The sequence below is a fragment of the Clostridioides sp. ZZV15-6598 genome (assembly GCF_020657705.1).
In the GTDB taxonomy this organism is placed as follows: domain Bacteria; phylum Bacillota; class Clostridia; order Peptostreptococcales; family Peptostreptococcaceae; genus Clostridioides; species Clostridioides difficile_F.
In genome coordinates this window covers 1-21,380 of the sequence record NZ_JAGWCS010000046.1, presented here as the reverse complement: position 1 = coordinate 21,380, position 21,380 = coordinate 1, and the positions used below count along the sequence as shown (strand labels likewise).

Here is a 21,380-nt window from a genome sequence, read left to right as displayed (position 1 = left end):
AGAAAATTTTAAATGTCAGAAACTAATATTAGTCTACTTTCTTCTTGTCGTAGAGCTATCTTGCTACCTCTGATGTTGTAGACAGTTAAATTATTTTTTGGTCCTTTTCTAACTACATCTATAACAGCTCCTCTAGTAAGACCAAGCGCCAACATTCTCTCTCTTAAATTACCACTAGATAATATATCTTCAACTTTAACAGTTTTTTTCACTTGAATATCATTAAGGTTTTTCATAGTAGCACCTCCATGCCTGAAATTTAGCCTGAGCTAATCTTCTTATTTTAAACTATGCATTACATTATTGCCTTGTTACTTTTTGCAAAAAAAAAGATAGGCAATATGCCTATCACAAAGTTGGGTATAATTCTTACTTTTGGGGAAAGTAGAATATAGAATAAAAATTAACATTTTGAATCTATATAATTATTGAATTTTGATAATAAAAAAGTCAGAAAGCGCAAAAGCCTTCTGACTTATATAAGGTATTTTCAAATACCCAGATATCAATTCAATATTTAATTTATGACTTAATTATATATTAACAATGTTAGCTTGTCAACACTATAATCTCATTTTAATATGTTCAATACCTGCTTCATCATACACTTCTGAAACTTCTTTAAAACCACAAGATAAGTAAAGATTTTTTATGTAAGCTTGTGCTGATAAGGTTATATTATTTTCATGCAAATTAACTTTTACAAAGTCTATAGCACAGTCCATCATTTGCTTTGCGAGCCCTTTTTTTCGATGAGTAGAAAGAACTAAAACCCTACCAATAGAAACATCATTGTAAGAGCTATATTTTTTAGGAATTATTCTGGCATAAGCACAAATCAATTCATTGTCTTCTAAAAATATATGATAAGAGTTTTTATCTATATCATCATAATCATTTAATGAAAATATTTTTTGTTCACACGCAAATACTTCATATCTTGACTTTGCTATTTCGTAAAATTCATTTAAACTCAAATCATTAAAGTGTTTTATTTTAAACATAATAATTACCTCCCAAGTATATTAAAAACTGAATATTAAGATATATTATATCATTTTATAATTTTTAACAGAAATATTTTTATTAAAATATGTATATATTAAAAATATTTTAAAAAAGTGTTATACTGTATTAAAAATAAAATATTAGTTAGAAAAATTATGGTTTGTGGAGGCGTTGTTTTGAATACTACTAAAAAATTAACTGAAGCGGCTTTATTGTCGTCTTTATTTATAGTAATAACAATTATAGCTGTAGGTACTGGATTTGGATATGCTATTTATTTGGATTTTATAGTGCCAATATTTTTTTGTATAATATGTTTAAAATGTGATTTAAAGTATACTGTTTTATCTGGAATTACATCACTTTTAATAATTTCATTGGTGCTTGGAAATTTGGGAACTGCTATTTGGGCAAGTCAGAGTGTATTACTTGGTATAATATGTGGTTATTTGATAAATAAATCACCAACAATTATGGATGATTTAGTATATGGTTCAATGCTTGGAGTCGTTATAATGGTTTTTATTGATATATATGCTTCGGCATTAATAGGATACAGTTTTATGAAAGAATTTCAGGGATACAGTAAATTGATTTATTTTAATGGATATGCAGATTCTATTTATTACTTAATGATAGCACTATTTCCTTTTGGAATGGTTTTTTGTATATACTTTTTAAGTTTAATTATGGCACATAAATTACATATTTTAACTTCTAATTCTTTAAAAAAGCTTTTAGTATTTAAGAATTTTAGATTTTTAAACCAATTTTTATGTTGCTCAAAGAAAGTTTTTTATATGTGCGTGTTTTATTTAACTATTTTTGAAATTATAAATATATTAAATATTAAAACTGAGTTAGTTTATTTAAAAACAATTTTTATATCAATTGGGTATTTGTGTATGTATTTTGTCATTAGAGATTCCTGTATGTCACTGCAAAATTTTATAATAACTAAATTTAGAAAAGTAGCATATGCTAGAATTTCTTTCTTGATAGTAGTTATATCTTTATTTCTAATGTTTAAGATAACTGTTATTGGATTAATTATTATAAATGCATTTTTAAATAAGAAAATGAATATAAGATTGGCTCAAATTAATATTGTAAATAAACAAATAAATATTTTAATTGAAAAATAAACTTTATGCATTGGTAAAAAATATAAAAAAATGGTATAATGTAAAAAAACCTGTATATAATAATAAAAAAGGTTGACAAAATGTAAAAATAATAATATATTATGAGTAAGTTAAGAAAAACTTCTTGTAATTGATGCAATAATCTGAATATATAAATGCTGTGAAGAGAAGAAGTAGAGCTGAATTTTATTTAACAGAGAGTTCCAGTTTGGTGAAATGGAATAAATTGATTTAGTTTGAATACATCTCGGAGCAATATTTCTGAAAGATAACAACCACTAAGAGATATCGGAATAGTACACGTTATAGTACATGAGTAAATAAATTATACTCTATAGAGATTAATATCGTGAGATATTAATGAACTAAGGTGGTAACACGTAAGCAATGCTTTCGTCCTTTCAATAGGATGAGAGCTTTTTTTATTATAAAAATAAAAATCATAGATTATATAAATATTTTAGGAGGAATGAAAATGAAAACGATAGACGAGCAAATGCGAATAATTATGAAAGGTGTAGATGATTTAATAGACGAAAAAGAGTTAAGAGAAAAGCTTATTAAATCAGAAAAAGAAGGAAAACCTATGATAGTAAAATTGGGGTTAGATCCAAGTGCTCCAGATATACATTTAGGTCATACAGTAGTTCTTAGAAAGATGAAACAACTTCAAGATTTAGGTCATCAAATAGTAATTATAATTGGAGATTTTACAGGTAAAATTGGAGACCCAACTGGAAAATCTAAAGCTAGAAAAGCTTTAACAACAGAGCAAGTTCTTCAAAATGCGAAAACTTATGAAGAACAAATCTTTAAAGTTTTAGATAAAGAAAAAACTATTGTAAGATTTAATAGTGAATGGCTAGCTAAATTAAATTTTGAAGATGTAATAAAATTAGCTGCAACTATTACTGTTGCGAGAATGTTAGAAAGAGAAGATTTCAAAAAGAGATACGAAGGACAAATGCCAATATCCGTTCATGAATTTTTCTATCCATTGATGCAAGCATATGATTCAATAGCATTAGAAGCAGACATAGAGCTTGGCGGAACTGACCAAAGATTTAACTTATTAATGGGAAGATCACTACAAAGAGAATTTGGTATGGAATCTCAAATAGTAATAATGATGCCTTTGATAGAAGGATTAGATGGAAAAGAAAAAATGAGTAAGAGTTTAGGAAACTACATTGGAATAGATGAAGAAGCGGGAATAATGTACCAAAAATCTATGGAGATTCCTGATGAACTTATAATTAAATACTATAATTTAGTAACTGATGTTCATCCTGATGAAGTTAATAAAATTGAAACTCAATTAAAAGATGGTTTAGTAAATCCAAGGGATATAAAAATGAACCTAGCAAGAGAAATAGTAACTTTATACCATGGAGAAGAAGCTGCTAAAGAAGCTGAAGAAAGATTTAAATCTGTATTCCAAAAAGGTCAAATACCTGAAGATATACAAACAATTCAAGTTAAAGAAGAAGATTTTGATTTAATTGAAGTGTTAGTTTCTAATGAGATTGTTAAAAGTAAGAGTGAAGTTAGAAGACTAGCATCTCAAGGTGGAGTAAAAGTAAATGGTGAGAAAGTGGAAGATTTGAGTACAGTTGCTAAAGAAAGTGAGCTTGTTGTTCAAATAGGAAAGAAAAAATTTGTAAAAGTAGAGTTAGTAAAATAGATTAAAATAAAAGCAAGTTCGTTGGTTATATAAAAGTATAATCAATGAACTTGCTTTTTTATTATATTAAGGTTTTAAATTGGTAACCATTATCTTTAAAATATGTTATAATTTGGTCTAGTGCATTTACTGTTTCTTGTTTTCCATAAGTATCATGCATTAAAAGTACAACCATTTCTTTGCCTTCAGAAGATTTCTTTGCATGTTCAAATAACTCTTGAGCGTTTTTCTTTTTACCTTCTGCATCAGCATTTAGAGCATTCCAGTCGATTGACGCCATATTTTTTTCTTTTAAGTAATTACCTAAAGGCTCCATATTTTTCCATGACATATACCCGCCTGGGCATCTAACTACATGTGATGAAAAATTCTTTCCTAGAACTTTCTTCATGGCTTCATCTGTTTTATTAAGCTCATTTACAAATGTATCAAGATTTAGGCTTCTGCCAGGATATAGTTTTTTGTAGTCATGAGAATATGAGTGATGAGCTATTGCATTTCCCTCATCAAATGTTCTTTTTAAAATTTCGTTGGCACCTTTTCTTTCAAGAGAATCTCCCTTAATAAAGAAAGTTCCTCTAACATCGTGTCTTTTTAAGATATCTAGGACTTGTGGAGTATTAGTAGTAGATGGACCATCATCAAATGTAAGGAATACTATTTTTTCTCCATTATTTGAATAGTCGTATTTGTTAAGTTTATCCCAAACTAATTTTGCATCATATCCATATTCTTTTGCAGCTTCTTTTTTTGCACCAATGATAGGTTCATTTTTTTCTTTTTCAATTCTTTCTTTTTCTAATTTTTCAGCTTTAAGTCTTTCTTGAGTTTCTTTAATTTCTTTTTTCTTGGACATATCCGCCCATGCCATAGAAAAAATACCAATAATTATTACGACAATTATAGTAAGTGCCATAGTTTTCTTTTTTCTTTTTTTTACCATGATTTCAACATTCCCCCTTTTTGTCGAATTGTATCAAAAATATATTATAATTATATCGAAGAAAGTAGAAAAAGTAAACCGACAAAGTTGTAACTAAAATAACTAAAGTGTAACTTATACAACATTATTTGCATAATATTAAAGTATCGTAGATATTGAAATTATTTATAAAAAAATTTAATATAAGTAAAAAAAATATAAAAAAGGTAAAAATTTATTAAAAAGGTGTTTACAAAAAATGATTAATATATTAATGTTAAATAGTGGATATAAATCTAGATTTAAAATACTGAAAAAATTTACTATAACTATATTAAATTTATAGTAATGCTTATAGAAAAACTCTCTTGCTGTTTAGGGGGTTTATAATTTTGCAAAAAAATAAAAAGGAGGGGGCTTTATTGAAAAAATACTCTGGAGAAATAGGACTAATATTTATAGCAATTATATGGGGAAGTGGCTTTGTAGCAACCCAATTTGCATTAGACGGTGGGCTTACACCTCTACAAATCATAACATTAAGATTTTTCTTGGCAGCTGTAATTATGAACTTTTTGTTTTTTAAACAAGTTCGTGCCAACATGGGAAAGAATTTATTAAAAGCAGGAGTGCTTTTAGGAACATTTTTATTTCTAGCCTTTACAGTACAAACCATTGGACTTATGTACACTACACCATCTAAGAATGCATTTATAACAGCAGCAAATGTTGTAATAGTTCCATTCATAGGATTTATACTTTATAAAAGAAAACTTGATAAAATAGGATTAATAAGTAGTTTAGTAGCCCTTGTAGGTATAGGCATACTTTCTTTAGAGGCTGATTTCTCTATCAATTTTGGAGATTTATTAACACTTATATGTTCATTTGGATTTGCATTTCATATATTCTTTACTAGTGAATTTGCGAAAAATAATAATCCGATGGCATTAACAGCTATTCAATTTACTGTAGCATTTTTACTATCTTTAGTAGTTCAAACATTTGCAGGACAGTTGAAGATGGAAGCTGAATTGTCTGGATATATGGGAACTATATACTTAGCTATATTTAGTACTTCAATAGGATTTTTATTCCAAACTATATGTCAAAAGAAAGTTGATGGAACTAGAACAGCCATAATACTATCTACTGAAGCTGTATTTGGGACTATATTTTCTATAATAATTCTAAAAGAACCTATTACAGCAAAATTAGTTATTGGTAGTATATTGATATTTGGTGCAATTATAACAGCAGAAACTAAATTATCATTTTTAAAAAGTAAAAAAGTAGAACTTAAAGAGTCAAAAGATTCTTCACTAGAAAGTATTTAAAGAGACAATTATTTCCTAATTAATCAAACAAAGTATATATTATGTAGAAATTTGACATCAAAACTTAGTTGATACCAATGTTTCAAAGTGATAAAATTAATTAGGAAATAAATTTTATTTTTAGTGTTTAAACTATAATACACGGGGTATATATATTCTTGTAGCAAGTTATTAAACTTTAAAATAAAAATTTAATTAATATAAAATTGGGAGGAATTTAATTATGAAAAAATTTGTTTGTACAGTATGTGGATATATACATGAAGGAGATGCTGCACCAGCACAATGTCCAGTATGTAAAGTTGGAGCTGATAAATTTGAAGAAATGAAAGGCGAAATGGTTTGGGCTGACGAACATAGAATAGGAGTAGCTCAAGGTGTGGATGCAGAAATAATCGAAGGATTAAGAGCTAACTTTACTGGTGAATGTACAGAAGTTGGAATGTATTTAGCAATGAGTAGACAAGCTGATAGAGAAGGATACCCAGAAGTAGGAGAAGCATACAAGAGAATAGCTTTTGAAGAAGCAGAACATGCTGCTAAATTTGCAGAACTTCTTGGAGAAGTTGTAGTTGCAGATACAAAAGAAAACTTAAGAGTTAGAGTTGACGCTGAATATGGTGCAACTGATGGAAAATTAAAATTAGCTAAGAGAGCTAAAGAATTAGGCTTAGATGCTATACATGATACAGTACATGAAATGTGTAAAGATGAAGCTAGACATGGTAAAGCATTCTTAGGATTATTAAATAGACATTTTGGAAAATAATAATTAAAAACATAGATTAAAAGGAGAAACTTTGGTTTCTCCTTTTTTAAATTATACAAAAAATATAAACAAATCTTTGTAATAAAAGGGTGAAGATAATATGAAATCAGTATCTGTTAGAAGTTGTAAAAATTATGAGTATGAAAATGTAAGATTTTCTATTGAAAAAATTTTAGATGACATTGGAGGACTTAACAAGTTTGTAAAAGAAGGAAGTAAAGTGCTTGTAAAACCAAATCTATTGATGAAAAAAAAGCCTGAAGAAGCTACAACTACTCATCCTATGGTAGTAAGGGTTGTATGTGAAAAGCTTTTAGAATTAAACTGTAATATAGTAGTAGCAGATAGTCCTGGTGGACCATATAATCAAGGTTCTCTTAAAAGTATATATAAGACATCTGGAATTGAAGAGGTAGCAAATGATTTAGGTATCAAATTGAATTATGATGTTTCAGATGTTAAGATACATAGTGAAAAAGCACATGCTCTTAAATATATGGATATTATTAAACCAGTAATAGATGCTGATTATGTAATAAATCTTTGTAAATTAAAAACACATGTAATGGCAACTTTTACTGGTGGCACAAAAAACTTATATGGATGTATAGCTGGATTAAAAAAAGCAGAAATACATTATAGATTTCCTACAGAGGAATTATTTTGTGAAAATGTACTTTTAGATATTTGTGATTATGTAAATCCAACACTGACAATTATGGATGGAATCGTAGGTATGGAAGGGGATGGACCTTCAGCAGGAAACCCTAAAGAAATAGGTGTATTATTAGCATCACAAAATCCATATGCTATAGATGTTGTTGCATGTAAGATTATAGATTTACTTCCAAATAAAGTTGCTACAATTAGAGGAGCTATTAAAAGAGAGTATATAAAGGAAGACTTTTCAGATATTGAGATTGTAGGAGAAGATATAAAGGGTTTAATTATAAAAGGTTATAAGGTACCAAATGTAAGTAAAGATTTAAGGTTATTTTCTGTAAAATTGCCAAAATTTTTAAATGAACCTATTTCAAAACTTATAACACCAAAGCCAGTGGTTAGATTTAAAGATTGCATAAAATGTGGAAAGTGCAAGGAAGCTTGTCCTGCAAATACCATAGAGATGGGGAATAAAGGTGCTCTTATAGATTTAAATAAATGTATAAGATGTTACTGTTGTCATGAACTTTGTCCTAAAAAGGCTATTGATGTCAAACGTAATTTTGTATTTAAGTATGTAAAATAATGTATAATATTATATGAGTCTATATAAATGAAAATTATAAAGGAGAAATAGCATGATTTTAATTAAAAATGGTAGAGTGGTAGACCCTAAAAGTCAAAGAGATGAGAAAATAGATTTAATTATAAAAGAAAATAAAATCTATAAAATAGGTAATTTTGATGAAAATGATGAATTTGAAAAAATAATAGATGCTAGTGGAAATATAGTTGCACCTGGATTAGTAGATGTACATGTACATTTTAGAGACCCAGGATTTACATATAAAGAAGATATAGATAGTGGTGCTAAATCGGCAGCTAGAGGGGGATTTACAACAGTTATATGTATGGCAAATACTGACCCAATTGTAGACAATGAAGATACTTTTAACTATGTGAAGGAAAAAGCAAAACATGCATGTATAAATGTTTTACAAGCAGCAGCTATAACGAAAGGTTTTGAAGGTAAAGAGTTAGTAGATATGGAAAATCTTAAAAAGGCTGGAGTTCCAGGATTTACTGATGATGGATTGCCTTTAATGGATAGTAGTCTAATTATGGAAGCAATGATTAAGGCAAAAGAATTAGATGTACCACTTAGCTTTCATGAAGAAGACCCTTCTTTAGTTGGAAATCCTGGTGTAAATGCAGGAAAGATAGCTTCAGAGCTTGGACTAAAAGGTGCATCAAATGTAGCAGAAGATGTAATGGTTGCTAGAGATTGTATGTTAGCACTAAAAACTGGTGCTAAGATTGATATACAGCATATAAGTTCTGGTGTTTCTGTTGATATGGTTAGATTTGCAAAATATCTTGGAGCAAATGTAGTTGCGGAAGCTTCGCCACATCACTTTACACTGACTGAGGAAGATGTATTAGAGTTTGGAACAAATGCAAAAATGAATCCACCTTTAAGAACTAAGTGGGATAGAGATAAGATTATAGAAGGATTAAATGATGGTACTATTGAGATAATAGCAACAGACCATGCACCTCATAGTAAAGAAGAAAAAGACAGAGAATTTATAAAAGCTCCAAGTGGTATTATAGGGCTTGAAACTTCGTTATCTCTTGGAATAACAAACTTAGTATATAAGAATCATCTTAGTATGATGCAGTTAATAGAAAAAATGTCTACAAATCCTGCAAAGCTATACAATTTAAATGTTGGCTTTATAGAAGAAGGAGCAGTAGCAGATATTGTTATATTTAATCCTGAAGAAGAATGGATAGTTGAAGATTTTGTTTCTAAAGCTGACAATTCACCATTTAAAGGTAAATCTCTATATGGTAAAGTTAATTATACTATATGTAATGGAGAGATTGTATACAACGCTTAAGGTTGTGTTTTAAGGGTGGTGAATGCAGTGCTTGAAAGCAAAAGATTATATATTAGACAAATGAATCATAGTGATTTTAAGGAAATAAGTAAAATGTTACAAAATTCAGAAGTAATGTATGCATGGGAACATGCTTTTTCTGATGAAGAAGTTACAGAATGGATTGATAGAAATATACAGAGGTATAATAATGATGGATATGGATATTTTATTGTTATAGATAAGTATATAGATGATGTAGTGGGACAAATAGGTCTTATAAAGCAGGACATAGGGTTAGGAATAGGTTATATAGTAAAAAAAGAACATTGGAATAAAGGATATGCTACAGAAGGTGCTACTATATGTATAGATTATGCTATTAGAAACTTAAAGGTGGATACTTTAGTAGCAGACATCAGACCCGAAAATATAGCATCTATAAATGTGGCAAAACGACTAGGTATGAAGAAAATATCTGAGTATGACAAGATTTATAGAGGACAAGCAATGAAACATGATGTCTACCAATTAAAAGTAACAGGATTAACTACAAAAATCGTTGAAATAGTAGATTATAATCCAAATTGGAAGTATGAGTTTGAAAAATTAAAATCTACATTAGAAAAGACTCTAGGTAATTCGATTTTGAAAATAGAGCATGTTGGTAGCACATCTGTTGAAGGGCTTTCTGCAAAACCTAGATTAGATGTTGATATAATAATTGAAGACTATAGTTATTTAAATGATGTTGTCAGTAGACTAAAAAAATTAGGATATAGACATCTAGGTAATTTAGAAGTAGAAGGAAGAGAAGCATTTTCTTATGAGACAACTAATTTCATGGAACATAATTTATATGTATGTCCTAAAGATGGGAAAGGATATCTAGAACATATTAAATTTAGAGATTATTTGAGACTAAATCCAGATAAGGTCAAAGAGTACTCTGACTTAAAAAAGAAGCTAGCAAAACTTTATAGGTATGATGTTAATTCTTATTGTGATAACAAAACAGATTTCATAAGAGGTATAATAGATTAGATATTGATACTAAAAATATTTAAAGTAAATAATTCATTAGTAATATTAAAATTAATAATAGTAATAGTAATTTTGAAAGTAATGATGCACTATTATATTTGATTTGAAAAAGATTAAATTCTTAATCTATCATATATAATAGTGCATTAAATATTTAAGGATATTTTAGAAAAGCAATTTAAAAATCATAACTTATTAATAGGAATACTATTTATAAATTGCCTTTATAGGGTCCAATTTAGAGGCTTTAAAGGCTGGTATTAAACCAAATACAACTCCAGTTAATATAGTAGCCATAATAGCATAAAGTAAGCTATTTAAGCTTGGAATTGCTTCAAATCCAATGTATCTAGAGACATAGTTAGTAGCAATAAATCCAACTATAGTTCCTAAAATTCCTCCACATACTGTTATAAAAACAGCTTCAACTAAAAATTGAAATAATATAGACCTAGGCTTTGCACCAATAGCACGTCTTATACCAATCTCTCTTTGTCTTTCCATAACTGATACATACATTATATTCATTACACCAATACCACCAACAAACATCGCAACTACAGTTATTATAGATACATATTTATTGACATTAGAATTGATGCTTTCAAGATAAGCTGTTTGTTCAGTTGGGTCTGGTGTAATATAAGAACCGTTGATACCAGGATGCATTTCATATAGTTTAGCTATAATATTGTTTGCAACTTCATTCACGTTATATCCTTTAGAACAAACTAAGTCTAACTGATAAATTTCATTGGAATAAGAATTTTGACTCATTAGACTATCAAAAGCTTTTTTAGGTATAAGAGAAGTTACAAATTGCATATCTTGATAACCTCCCAAAAATCCTCCAGCTTGTTGTTGGTTAGAAGAATCATCCAATACTCCAATTATTTCAAATACAGTTCCATTTACATTAATACCATGGCCTAAAGCATCTTCTGGATTTTCAAAAATTTCACTTGCACTTTGCTGTGTAAGCAGAATTACCTTTCTTTTTTCATCATCCAAAGAAAAATCTCTACCACAGATTAAATTTATTTTTGAATCTTTTTTTACTGGTCCAACTTCCAAATAAGTAGTCTTCTTATCAAAAGATGCCTCAGAAGAATAAGTTGAATCAAGATTAAATCCATCTCTTGCAGGAGCAATTCTTTCTACTCCTTCAACAAATGATAATTCTTCTAAATCTTTTGCATTGAATGGCTTTAAAAATATACTCATATCATCAGTAAGACCTGTGTTATCAGCTGATTCAAATGAAATAGTAGTTTTATTAGGATTAGCGTTATTTACAGATTTCTTGATTTCTTTTTGAAATCCATTACCTATAGAACTAACAAGTATTACTGAAGTTATTCCTATAATAATCCAAAGTAAAGCTACAAAGACACGAAGCTTGTGTCCCCTTAAATTAGCCAAAGAATTTTTTAATAAGCCCATGATTACACCTCCGAAGTAAACACACCATCTTTAAGTCGTATGACCTTAGTTGCATACTTAGTCAAATCCTGATCATGTGTAACCATTATTATAGTCTTGCCCTGTTCATTAAGTTCTGTTAAAAGCTCCATAATTTCTCTGCTTGTTTCACTATCTAATGCTCCCGTTGGTTCATCAGCAAAGATTATTTGAGGGTCATTTGCCAAACAACGTGCAATGGCTACACGCTGTTGCTGACCACCAGATAATTGAAGAGGTTTTTGTTTGATTTTATCCAAAAGCCCAACCGATTTTAGCTTGCTCTCAACAATTTCTTCTCTTTCAGATTTTTTTAATATCTTATTGTAAATTAGAGGTAACTCTACATTTTGATATATATTTAAAGTTTCTATTAAATTAAATTGCTGAAAAACAAAACCAATATTGATATTTCTAAAAACAGAACGCTCATTTTCACTGAGATTAGTTACATCTGTGCCATCAAATATATATCTTCCTTCGTCAAATACATCAAGAAAACCTAAGATATTAAGTAAAGTAGTTTTACCACTACCAGATTTACCCATTATCATGACAAATTCTCCAGATTCAATTTCTAAATTTAAGGATTTTAAAACATGTAATTCATCTTTCCCTACTTTGTAATATTTTTGAATATTTTCTAATTTAATTAACATATGTAAATTAATTCACATCCATATTGACTTCTTTTAATTTTTTGTCTGGAGTAGCATCTCCATTATTATTAGATCCAGCAGTTACACCATCACCTTGAACTGGGTCTCCTTCTTTCATTTCTTTAGTAGGGTATTTTATTACTATATCACCTTGTTCAAGACCGCCTCTAACTACAGCGAAGTCATTATTTTTACTTGCAACATCTACAATTTGTTTTTTCAAAATTCCATCTAAGTCTTTAAATACATATGAGTGTTTTTTATCTTTAAGTACACAAGATGCTGGTATTTTAAAGCTTGAGTTAGCTACTTCAAGTGATGCTTGAAGATGGAATCCATTTGTCAATCCTTCTTGGTTATCAAATGCTATGTTTATATCATAATAAGATAAAGTACTTTGTTGAGCTCCCATCTCACTATTTGGAGTAGTTGGCTTATCAGATATAAAACTTATTCTACCAGTAAGATTTTGGTCAGTTGAGAAAACTAATATATTAACCATTTGGTCAATTTTCATCTTAGGTAAATCTTGTTCACTTGCTTGTCCCTTCATATAAAACTCTAGACCTTGAATAGTCATAAATGAAGCTGGTTGGTCTGGATTTCCAGTTTGGTCATTTAAGTATACAGTACCATCAAAAGGAGCAGTAGTTCTATCATATGCTTTTTTGTCTAAAGAAGCTATCTGAGAGTTTAAAGCTGTTATTTGTGCATTTATAGAAGCTATAGCATCTCTATTTTCATCAATATTTGCAAGTGATATCTTTTGTTTTTTATATTGGCTAAGTTGTGCTTTCAGACTATCTATTTCTGCTATTATAGTTGGATTTTTAGCAGTAAAAAGAAGGTCTCCTTGATTTACCTTTTGCCCATTTGTAACATTTACATCACTTAACTCATAATCTCCAGAAATATTAAAGTCTTTAGTTTGCTTAGGAACAACCATACCATTTATAAATATTTTTTCGTTTTCTGGAATAGTGTATGTTTCTATGAAGTTTTCATTAGTTTGTAACTCAGTATTTTTTGAATCGACATAAGCAAGTACCCCTAATATTAAAAGTATGATTATCACGATTCCTGCATAGATTTTAAATCTCTTGTTTTTAAAAGGATTATTTTTAAAACCTTTATTTTTAGCTTTGAAATTACTACTTCCAAAGCTAGTATTTTTAAAGCTATTACTCTTAAAGCTACTATTTCTAAATCTTTTATTTTTAAATTTTTTTAGAAAAGACATGTTTTCCTCCTTTGTATAAAAACTACTTATTATATACTGGGATGTACATATAGAATCATTATAAGAAGCATGTTGAATATAAGTCAAATGAAAATAAACTATCAATATATAAGATACTATAGATAATCCTTGAATGTAATAGTAATTTTTGTATATTGATTGTACTCTGAATCTACATCAATTTTATGGCCAAGTTTATCACAAAGTTCTTTTACTAAATAAAGACCAAGACCTGTAGATTTAGCGTTATTTCTTCCATTATTACCTGTAAATCCCTTATTGAATATTCGATTTAAATCTTCCTTTTTTATACCACAGCCAGTATCTTCCACCCTTAATTGTAAATAATTTTTGTAGGTTTTGCAATAGATAGATATATTATCTTCTATTGAGGCATATTTTAGAGAATTATTTAATAATTGCTCGAATATGAAGTAGAGCCATTTTTCGTCTGATAAAACTGTATAATTCAAATTATTTAAGTTTAAAATTATTTTTTTTGAGATAAAATATTTCGAATATTTTTTTATAATATCCCTAATAATTTTTTCAATATTTACTTCTTGAATCAAAAAATCTTTATGAAAATCTTCAAGTCTAGATAAATATAAAATTCTTTCAACAGAATTTTCAATTCTAAATATCTCTTTATCGATATCATCTGAAGTTTTTTCTTCGATTAAATTTTCGTTTTGTTCAAGTACTAGTTTGATTATTGCTATAGGTATTTTTATATCATGTACCCACATACTCATAATTTCTTTATTTTCTTCAAATTTCTTAGTATTGATATCTATTATATCATCACACTGGTTTTGATAATCTTTAATTATATCCAAATATATTTTTTCTTCATTTGTACATTTAATTAATTCTATATCATTAGTACTAACTTTGAATGTATTATTTTTAATTTTCTCTAAAAATCTATTTTTCTTAATGTAGCCAGTAAGTATATATATAAGTGAAAATGCTATATTTACAATTAATATGTATACAATAGTGTCTACTAAGAGAGTATCGATAGGAGAAAATATAATAACTGCTATCGTAAAAAGTAAGAAAGCAAAGTTGTATACTAAAAATCCAAGTTTATCTTTGAGAAAATCTTTAAAACTCATAAATTCACCTACTTAAAGCTATTTTAACTGATTATATAACCTAGTCCTCTTTTAGTTTCTATAAAGTCTTCCAATCCAATTTCACTTAGTTTTGAACGTATTCTATTTACATTAACAGTGAGAGTATTATCATCTACAAACCAATCATTATCCCATAGTTTTTTCATAAGTTTATTTCTACTAACTATTTGACTTTTATTCCTCATGAGTTCATGAAGAATTTTAATTTCATTTTTGGTTAGCTCAATAGTATTATCTTTATAACATATAGTTGCAGTCGATAAATCTAAAGTAACCCCATTATGGATAATTTGATTTGAGTTATTATCAACAAAATTATAAGTTCTTCTTAAAAGAGCATTTACCTTAGCTATTAAAACGTCTATAGAAAATGGTTTTTGGATATAATCATCTGCACCTAGATTTACACCCATTATTACATCCATATTAGAGTTTCTTGAAGAAATAAAGATTATTGGAACTTTGGAAATTTTTCTTATCTCATTACACCAATGAAATCCATCATAAAATGGAAGATTTATATCTAATAAAACCAATTGTGGTTTATAATGCTTAAATTCTTCTATTATATTTTCAAGATTTTCTATTTGATAGACAGTATGTCCCCACTTAGAAAGACAATCTGCTATTTTATGCTTTAATGAAACATCATCTTCAATTACCAGTATTTTAAACATTTTTACCTCCTAATCCAGAATAGTTATATTAACATAACTATATTTTACTTGATAAGTTCAAACATTTCTACCTTATAATTTAAAATAATTATATTAATATAACTATATTTTGCTTGACAAATTATATTTTAAACATAATTTTATTAAAAATGAAGAAATATAATTAATACTTACAGAAATGTAACATTATATTAATGTAATTAAATGGTTAAAAACTACTTTAATATATATAATATATTTATAAGAATTGGAAAATGAGCAATTATGTTGAGGAGTGGTAAGTGATTATGGAAGAAATATTAATTGTTGAAAATATAAAAAAGGAGTATGGTAGAAAAGGCTCAAAATATGAAGCTTTAAAGGGCATAAGTTTTAAAGTTTCTAAAGGTGAATTTGTAGGTATAATGGGTTCATCTGGAGCTGGTAAATCAACTCTTTTGAACATTATTTCTACAATAGATTTGCCTTCATCAGGAAATGTTTATATAGAAGATAAGAATATTATTAAAATGAAACAAAATGAATTATCTGACTTTAGACGTGATAATCTTGGATTTGTATTTCAAGACTCTAATCTTTTAGATACATTAACTATAAAAGAAAATATAATGCTACCTCTTTCTTTAAAAAATGAAAAAGTATCAGTAATAGAAAGTAGAATAAAAGAAGTTTCAAAATCACTAAATATAGAATCAATATTAGATAAATATCCTAATGAAGTATCAGGTGGACAAAAACAAAGAGGAGCTGTTTGTAGAGCAATAGTAACAAAACCATCATTAATACTTGCAGATGAGCCTACAGGAGCATTAGATTCCAAATCTGCAAGGGATTTATTAAATTCTCTGCTAAAATTAAATAGAGATAACGATTCAACAATATTAATGGTAACACATGATGCTATAAGTGCAAGTTTTTGTAGTAGAATACTCTTTATAAAGGATGGAATAATTTTTACAGAACTTATAAAAGGAGAAAGCACAAAAGAATTCTATAATAAAATACTAAATACAGTTTCCTTAATTGGAGGAGTTAATAAAAATGAGTTTATTTAAAATTGCTATAAAAAATGTAAAAAAGAACTTTTTAAGCTATTTTATGTACTTTGTTTCAATTGTATTTAGTGTATTTATATTCTTTAGTTTTAAATCAATAGAGTACAATGAAGCTTTAAGTTTACTTGGTAGAAAAGCTAAAATAGGCATTAATACAAGTTCAATTGTAATAGTAGTATTTGTTTTTTTATTTATATATTATTCAAATTCATTTTTTTTTAATAGACGTAGGCAAGAGATAGGTACTTATAGATTGATTGGAATGAGAAAAAATCAGATAGGAAGAATATTTTTATATGAAACTTTTTTGATGGGAGCATTTGCAATATTAATAGGGATATCTTTAGGCTTTTTATTTTCAAAGCTTATGGCAATGATTCTTGTAAAATTAATGAAAGAAATTATAGTAGTAAAAATGACTTTAAGTATAAGGGCTTTAATTCAGACATTAGGAATATTTTTGATAATATTTGTAGTAATTGGAATAAGAAATATTATAGTTATTAGTAATAAAAAAATTGTAGAGTTATTTAAGAAGTCACCAGAAAAATATACAAATAAAAGATTTATAAAGCTAAAGGGAATACTTGGAGTTTTACTGATAGTATTTTCTTATTTAATGTCAGTTAGTTATTTCATTATTGAAAACATTATGTTTTCAGTTTTTATATTAATTACAATAATACCAGGTACTTTTTTATTTTTTTCATCAATAATGTCGATAATTATAGATGTTGCTAAGAAGAAAAAAAGTTTTTATTACAAGGGAAGAAATTTAATTGCATTCTCAGAACTTGAATTTAAATTAAAGAATAATAGCAGAGTATTGGCGATAATAGCGATATTAATAGCTACAAGTGTAACTATGTTAGGATTTACAATATCTCTTTATTACGATATTGATAGAAATATAAATGAAAACTACAAGTATAGTTATACTATAAATGCAGAAAATTCTTTTGTAAATAATGAAATCGATAAGTTGTTATATAAATATAAAGAAAATAATAAAATACTTTTTGATAAGACAGTAGAGCTTATAAATAGAGATGTAAAATTTAGATTATATTATAAAAAAGGTGGTCTTTATAGAGAAAGCACAGTGCTTGTAGATTTTATCAAAGAAAGTGATTTTAATAAATTAAGACAATATCAAAACAGTAATTATGAAGAATTAACTTCAGAAGAACATGTATATTATGTTTCAGATTCATATAAGAAAATGTTTCTTAAAAGTACTGGTACTCAAAAAATAGATGTATACCTTAAAGAAAAAGAGAATATGAGTTTATTTACAGTTCAAAAAAATATCTTAGAACCAGAAATAAATTCACAATCAACATTTGATTTAATTGTAATAAAAGATAAGGTATTTAATAGATTAAAATCAGATGGAGAATCGAGATTATTAAGATTGATTGATATAAAAAATGAAAAAAAAGAGTTTGATATGTCTTTAAGATTAAAAAATATAGTTGATAAAAATATGGAATCAACTTATCCTTTTAATTTTACATCAAGTATCGAAAACTATAATAATTTAATTAGACTAAGTGGTCTTATGTTATTTATAGGTATATTTCTATCTGTAGTATTTCTTTTGTGTACAGGAAGTATAATTTTATTTAAACAACTATCAAATATATATGATGATAAAGAGCGATATATTATGCTAAAAAAACTTGGGGCAAACAATCAAGATATTGAGAAAATAATATCAAAACAATTAAAGGTTGTATTCTTATTGCCATTAATTATAGGTACAATCCACAATTTATTTGCTATGTCAATTGCTCAAAAATTTATAACTAGGTCTTTGTTTACACCAATTATTATAACACTAGTCATTTATTATATAGGTTACTTTATATATTATTTTATAACATTAAAATACGCTCAAAATATGATAATAGATTAAGTTGTAGGGCGTTTGTTACTTAATAAGAATTAAATAGATATTAAAAGTAAGATAGCTTATCTAAGCAAAACAAAAAAATACTATAATAATGTAATTAATTCTTGGAAAAAGTTTCTATTTTGTATCAGTTGTCTTACTTAATGTTATATAATAAATTTAAGGAAAATATAAAATAAAAATGACAAGGAGTTGAAAATTATGAGGTTTGATTCTCATCAACATAAATATCCATCAATAAGAAATGTTATATATGCTAAAAATGGGGCAGTTGCAACTTCAACACCATTAGCCTCTCAAGCAGGGCTTGAAATACTAAAAAAAGGTGGAAATGCTGTGGATGCAGCAGTTGCAACTGCTGCTACATTATCTGTAGTTGAACCTACAAGCAATGGAATTGGAGGAGACGCATATGCTCTTGTTTGGATAGAAGAAGAAAAACGATTGTATGGACTAAATTCTAGTGGTTTTGCTCCAGAAAGAATGGAATTAAAAAATTACAATAATATGAAAGAAATGCCAAAGTATGGATTTGGAGCAGTAACTGTACCTGGGATACCTGCAGCCTGGGCAGAATTAAATAAAAAGTATGGAAAACTTAGTTTACTAGAATGTTTATCTCCAGCAATTAAATATGCCAGAGAAGGATATGTTGTTTCTCCTAATGTATCAAAAGTATGGAAAAAGTCCTATGAACTATATGAAAAAGAATTTATTGGGGAAGAATTTAAACCATGGTTTAAGACGTTTTCTAAGGACGGGAAAGCTCCAGAAGCTGGTGACATATTTGTATGTGAAGAGCATGCTAATACATTAGAAGAAATAGCAAATACACAAGCTGAAAGTTTTTATAGAGGTAGACTAGCAGAGAAAATAGATGAGTATTCTAGAAAATTTAATGGGGCTATAAGAAAAAGTGATTTAGCGAGCTTTTATCCAACATGGGTAGAACCTATAAGCACAGAATATAAAGGATATAAAATATTTGAAATTCCACCAAATGGACATGGAATAACAGTCCTAATGGCATTAAATATATTAAAGGAATTGGACATAAAAGGAGATATAGAAAATGTTGAGGATATACATAAGATTATAGAAAGTTTAAAACTGGCTTTTGCAGATTCTAAAACCTATGTAACTGATATAGAACATATGAAAGTAAAGGTTCAGGAACTATTAAGTCAAGATTATGCAAAAAAGAGAAGTTTATTGATTGATAATAAAAAAGCTTTATATCCAAAAGAAGGAGAACCATATTGTGGTGGAACTGTATATCTTTGTACTGCGGACAAAGATGGGAATATGGTTTCATATATACAAAGTAATTATATAAATTTTGGTTCTGGGATAGTAATACCAAACACTGGCATTGCGTTACATAGTAGAGGTAATAATTTTAACTTAGACCCTAAACACCACAATGTAGTAAAACCATTTAAAAAACCTTATCATACAATAATACCTGGTTTTTTAGGTAAAGATGATAAAGCAATAGGTCCATTTGGTGTAATGGGTGCTTTTATGCAACCACAGGGACATCTTCAAGTATTAACGAGTATGATAGACTTTGGTTTAAACCCTCAAGAGGCATTAGATGCTCCAAGATGGCAGTGGATAAAAGGTAAAGAGATTGAAGTTGAATCAGAGATGTCAAGACCTATGGTAGATGCTCTTATTGAAAAAGGTCATGAGATAAAAGTAATTCATGATAATGTCGATATGGGTAGGGGACAAATAATCTTCAAAACAGAGCAAGAAAGTTATGTTTGTGCAACAGAATCAAGATGTGATGGTCATGTTGCAGTTTATTAATCATGTTGCAGTTCCTTAATATCGTAAACTAAAGATATATTTAATGAATAAATGAATATGGGAGACTATATGAAATGACGATAATAAAAGGCGAAAGTCTACAATGACTAACGCCTTTATAAAAAACTAAGATATTATATTCTAGTTTTATTTATTATTAACTTTATTCTTGTCCAGTTTTAACTTCATTGTCATCATAGCTAATCCAATCACTAAAGCTACCAACATAAATCTTATGAGGTATATTAAGTTCTCTAAGTGCAAGGCTGTTAACACAAGCAGATATTCCTGAACCACAAGATAGAATTATTTCTTCATAATTATTTAAATCTTTAAAGAAGTCTTTTAAAAATTCCATATCTTTAAGTGAGCCATTTTCAAAATCACCTTTTATTAAATCCTTGCAAAAGTAATTTTTTGCACTAGGTATATGGCCAGCTTTTGAATATGCAGGTTCAACTAAACCTTGGTATCTTTCATTAGCACGACAATCTATAATCATAGTATCTTTGTTATATAATTTAGATTTAACATATTCCATTGGAACAACTAAATTGTCATTTACATTAGGATTAATTTTTTTGTCTGTAGAGTTTGGAATATTTATTTTTTCTTCTAATTCTCCACCTTCTTTTACGAAAGCTGTTATTCCGCCATCTAATACATAGATATTTTCAAGACCTAAGTGTTTTAATTGGAAGAATAGTCTACAAGCACCATTTAAATCTCCATCATCATAAGTTACAATTGTAGTGTCATTATCAACACCCATTTTTTCTAACTTTTCTTTTAGTATAAAAGGGTCTTGTAAAGGATTTTTACCACCATGTTCTTTTGTAGGAGATGATAAATCATTGTCTATATCCAAGATAAAGCTACCTTTTATATGTCCTTTTTTATAAGAATCAATACCATAAGTTCTATTGATAAGGTCAAATCTACAATCTATAACAACTAGATT

19 protein-coding genes and 1 other annotated feature are annotated in these 21,380 nt (G+C 27.7%); of the genes, 10 read left to right on the top strand and 9 right to left on the bottom strand.

Translation table 11 applies throughout. The annotated features are described in order from the left end of the window. Positions 1–8: 8 nt before the first annotated feature. Positions 9–236 carry a FeoA family protein gene (locus tag KGF50_RS10795; RefSeq protein WP_227432903.1) on the bottom strand — a complete coding sequence of 76 codons (228 nt, stop codon included), beginning with the start codon at positions 234–236 and terminating at the stop codon, positions 9–11. A gap of 327 nt (positions 237–563) precedes the next feature. Beyond that, positions 564–1,004, bottom strand: a complete 441-nt coding sequence (locus tag KGF50_RS10790) for a GNAT family N-acetyltransferase (protein WP_227848047.1) — start codon at positions 1,002–1,004, stop codon at positions 564–566. A 180-nt stretch (positions 1,005–1,184) separates the two neighbouring features. Between KGF50_RS10790 and KGF50_RS10785 the strand changes: the two genes are divergently transcribed. Together KGF50_RS10785 and tyrS are read left to right on the top strand one after the other, a co-directional pair. After that, the gene (locus KGF50_RS10785) at positions 1,185–2,153 is read left to right on the top strand and encodes a DUF2232 domain-containing protein (RefSeq protein WP_227848046.1); all 969 of its coding nucleotides are present in this window, start codon (positions 1,185–1,187) and stop codon (positions 2,151–2,153) included. A 151-nt stretch (positions 2,154–2,304) separates the two neighbouring features. After that, positions 2,305–2,557 (top strand) — a binding site (T-box leader). 71 nt (positions 2,558–2,628) lie between these two features. After that, on the top strand, positions 2,629–3,837 hold the full coding sequence (gene tyrS / locus KGF50_RS10780) for a tyrosine--tRNA ligase (RefSeq protein WP_227848045.1): 1,209 nt from the start codon (positions 2,629–2,631) through the stop codon (positions 3,835–3,837). A gap of 61 nt (positions 3,838–3,898) precedes the next feature. On the opposite strand, the gene KGF50_RS10775 is transcribed toward tyrS, so the two are convergent. Continuing rightward, on the bottom strand, positions 3,899–4,780 hold the full coding sequence (locus KGF50_RS10775) for a polysaccharide deacetylase family protein (RefSeq protein WP_227848044.1): 882 nt from the start codon (positions 4,778–4,780) through the stop codon (positions 3,899–3,901). Between the two features lie 371 nt (positions 4,781–5,151). Between KGF50_RS10775 and KGF50_RS10770 the strand changes: the two genes are divergently transcribed. The 5 genes from KGF50_RS10770 (at position 5,152) to KGF50_RS22555 (ending at position 10,455) form a co-directional block, all read left to right on the top strand. After that, the gene (locus KGF50_RS10770) at positions 5,152–6,096 is read left to right on the top strand and encodes a DMT family transporter (protein WP_227848043.1); all 945 of its coding nucleotides are present in this window, start codon (positions 5,152–5,154) and stop codon (positions 6,094–6,096) included. 223 nt (positions 6,097–6,319) lie between these two features. Beyond that, complete coding sequence (locus KGF50_RS10765) at positions 6,320–6,865, top strand: NADH peroxidase (RefSeq protein WP_021418689.1); 546 nt, start codon at positions 6,320–6,322, stop codon at positions 6,863–6,865. A 100-nt stretch (positions 6,866–6,965) separates the two neighbouring features. Further along, the gene (locus KGF50_RS10760; protein WP_227848042.1) at positions 6,966–8,114 is read left to right on the top strand and encodes a DUF362 domain-containing protein; all 1,149 of its coding nucleotides are present in this window, start codon (positions 6,966–6,968) and stop codon (positions 8,112–8,114) included. 52 nt (positions 8,115–8,166) lie between these two features. Next, positions 8,167–9,432, top strand: coding sequence for a dihydroorotase (locus tag KGF50_RS10755; RefSeq protein WP_227848041.1), 1,266 nt, complete (start codon positions 8,167–8,169; stop codon positions 9,430–9,432). A 27-nt stretch (positions 9,433–9,459) separates the two neighbouring features. After that, a complete protein-coding gene (locus tag KGF50_RS22555) occupies positions 9,460–10,455 on the top strand; it encodes a GNAT family N-acetyltransferase (protein ID WP_227848040.1) in 996 nt (331 codons plus the stop codon). A 207-nt stretch (positions 10,456–10,662) separates the two neighbouring features. Here the strand turns inward: KGF50_RS22555 and KGF50_RS10745 are convergent, their stop codons facing one another. From KGF50_RS10745 to KGF50_RS10725, 5 genes are all read right to left on the bottom strand, one after another. Then, complete coding sequence (locus KGF50_RS10745) at positions 10,663–11,898, bottom strand: ABC transporter permease (RefSeq protein WP_227848039.1); 1,236 nt, start codon at positions 11,896–11,898, stop codon at positions 10,663–10,665. Between the two features lie 2 nt (positions 11,899–11,900). Then, positions 11,901–12,575, bottom strand: a complete 675-nt coding sequence (locus KGF50_RS10740; protein WP_227848038.1) for an ABC transporter ATP-binding protein — start codon at positions 12,573–12,575, stop codon at positions 11,901–11,903. Between the two features lie 7 nt (positions 12,576–12,582). Further along, positions 12,583–13,815 (bottom strand): biotin/lipoyl-binding protein, encoded by a 1,233-nt coding sequence (locus tag KGF50_RS10735; protein WP_227848037.1) that lies wholly within the window; start codon positions 13,813–13,815, stop codon positions 12,583–12,585. A gap of 116 nt (positions 13,816–13,931) precedes the next feature. Then, on the bottom strand, positions 13,932–14,936 hold the full coding sequence (locus KGF50_RS10730; RefSeq protein WP_227848036.1) for a sensor histidine kinase: 1,005 nt from the start codon (positions 14,934–14,936) through the stop codon (positions 13,932–13,934). A gap of 23 nt (positions 14,937–14,959) precedes the next feature. After that, a complete protein-coding gene (locus KGF50_RS10725; RefSeq protein ID WP_227848035.1) occupies positions 14,960–15,634 on the bottom strand; it encodes a response regulator transcription factor in 675 nt (224 codons plus the stop codon). A 287-nt stretch (positions 15,635–15,921) separates the two neighbouring features. Between KGF50_RS10725 and KGF50_RS10720 the strand changes: the two genes are divergently transcribed. The 3 genes from KGF50_RS10720 (at position 15,922) to ggt (ending at position 20,419) form a co-directional block, all read left to right on the top strand. Continuing rightward, positions 15,922–16,689: an ABC transporter ATP-binding protein gene (locus tag KGF50_RS10720; RefSeq protein WP_227848034.1), complete on the top strand. Its 768-nt coding sequence runs from the start codon at positions 15,922–15,924 to the stop codon at positions 16,687–16,689. Further along, the gene (locus KGF50_RS10715) at positions 16,676–18,607 is read left to right on the top strand and encodes an ABC transporter permease (protein ID WP_227848033.1); all 1,932 of its coding nucleotides are present in this window, start codon (positions 16,676–16,678) and stop codon (positions 18,605–18,607) included. Before KGF50_RS10720 ends, KGF50_RS10715 begins: the two co-directional genes overlap by 14 nt. A 198-nt stretch (positions 18,608–18,805) precedes the next feature. Beyond that, positions 18,806–20,419: a gamma-glutamyltransferase gene (gene ggt, locus KGF50_RS10710; RefSeq protein WP_227848032.1), complete on the top strand. Its 1,614-nt coding sequence runs from the start codon at positions 18,806–18,808 to the stop codon at positions 20,417–20,419. A 163-nt stretch (positions 20,420–20,582) separates the two neighbouring features. Here ggt and KGF50_RS10705 read toward each other — a convergent pair. Continuing rightward, on the bottom strand, positions 20,583–21,380 hold a 798-nt coding region (locus KGF50_RS10705; RefSeq protein WP_227848031.1), incomplete at its 5' end, for a sulfurtransferase.

Coding starts and splice junctions, on each gene's coding strand:
- KGF50_RS10795 (WP_227432903.1), bottom strand. CDS start 236: ATGAAAAACCTTAATGATATTCAAGTGAAAAAAACTGTTAAAGTTGAA.
- KGF50_RS10790 (WP_227848047.1), bottom strand. CDS start 1,004: ATGTTTAAAATAAAACACTTTAATGATTTGAGTTTAAATGAATTTTAC.
- tyrS (WP_227848045.1), top strand. CDS start 2,629: ATGAAAACGATAGACGAGCAAATGCGAATAATTATGAAAGGTGTAGAT.
- KGF50_RS10775 (WP_227848044.1), bottom strand. CDS start 4,780: ATGGTAAAAAAAAGAAAAAAGAAAACTATGGCACTTACTATAATTGTC.
- KGF50_RS10765 (WP_021418689.1), top strand. CDS start 6,320: ATGAAAAAATTTGTTTGTACAGTATGTGGATATATACATGAAGGAGAT.
- KGF50_RS10760 (WP_227848042.1), top strand. CDS start 6,966: ATGAAATCAGTATCTGTTAGAAGTTGTAAAAATTATGAGTATGAAAAT.
- KGF50_RS10755 (WP_227848041.1), top strand. CDS start 8,167: ATGATTTTAATTAAAAATGGTAGAGTGGTAGACCCTAAAAGTCAAAGA.
- KGF50_RS10745 (WP_227848039.1), bottom strand. CDS start 11,898: ATGGGCTTATTAAAAAATTCTTTGGCTAATTTAAGGGGACACAAGCTT.
- KGF50_RS10740 (WP_227848038.1), bottom strand. CDS start 12,575: ATGTTAATTAAATTAGAAAATATTCAAAAATATTACAAAGTAGGGAAA.
- KGF50_RS10735 (WP_227848037.1), bottom strand. CDS start 13,815: ATGTCTTTTCTAAAAAAATTTAAAAATAAAAGATTTAGAAATAGTAGC.
- KGF50_RS10730 (WP_227848036.1), bottom strand. CDS start 14,936: ATGAGTTTTAAAGATTTTCTCAAAGATAAACTTGGATTTTTAGTATAC.
- KGF50_RS10725 (WP_227848035.1), bottom strand. CDS start 15,634: ATGTTTAAAATACTGGTAATTGAAGATGATGTTTCATTAAAGCATAAA.
- KGF50_RS10720 (WP_227848034.1), top strand. CDS start 15,922: ATGGAAGAAATATTAATTGTTGAAAATATAAAAAAGGAGTATGGTAGA.
- KGF50_RS10715 (WP_227848033.1), top strand. CDS start 16,676: ATGAGTTTATTTAAAATTGCTATAAAAAATGTAAAAAAGAACTTTTTA.
- ggt (WP_227848032.1), top strand. CDS start 18,806: ATGAGGTTTGATTCTCATCAACATAAATATCCATCAATAAGAAATGTT.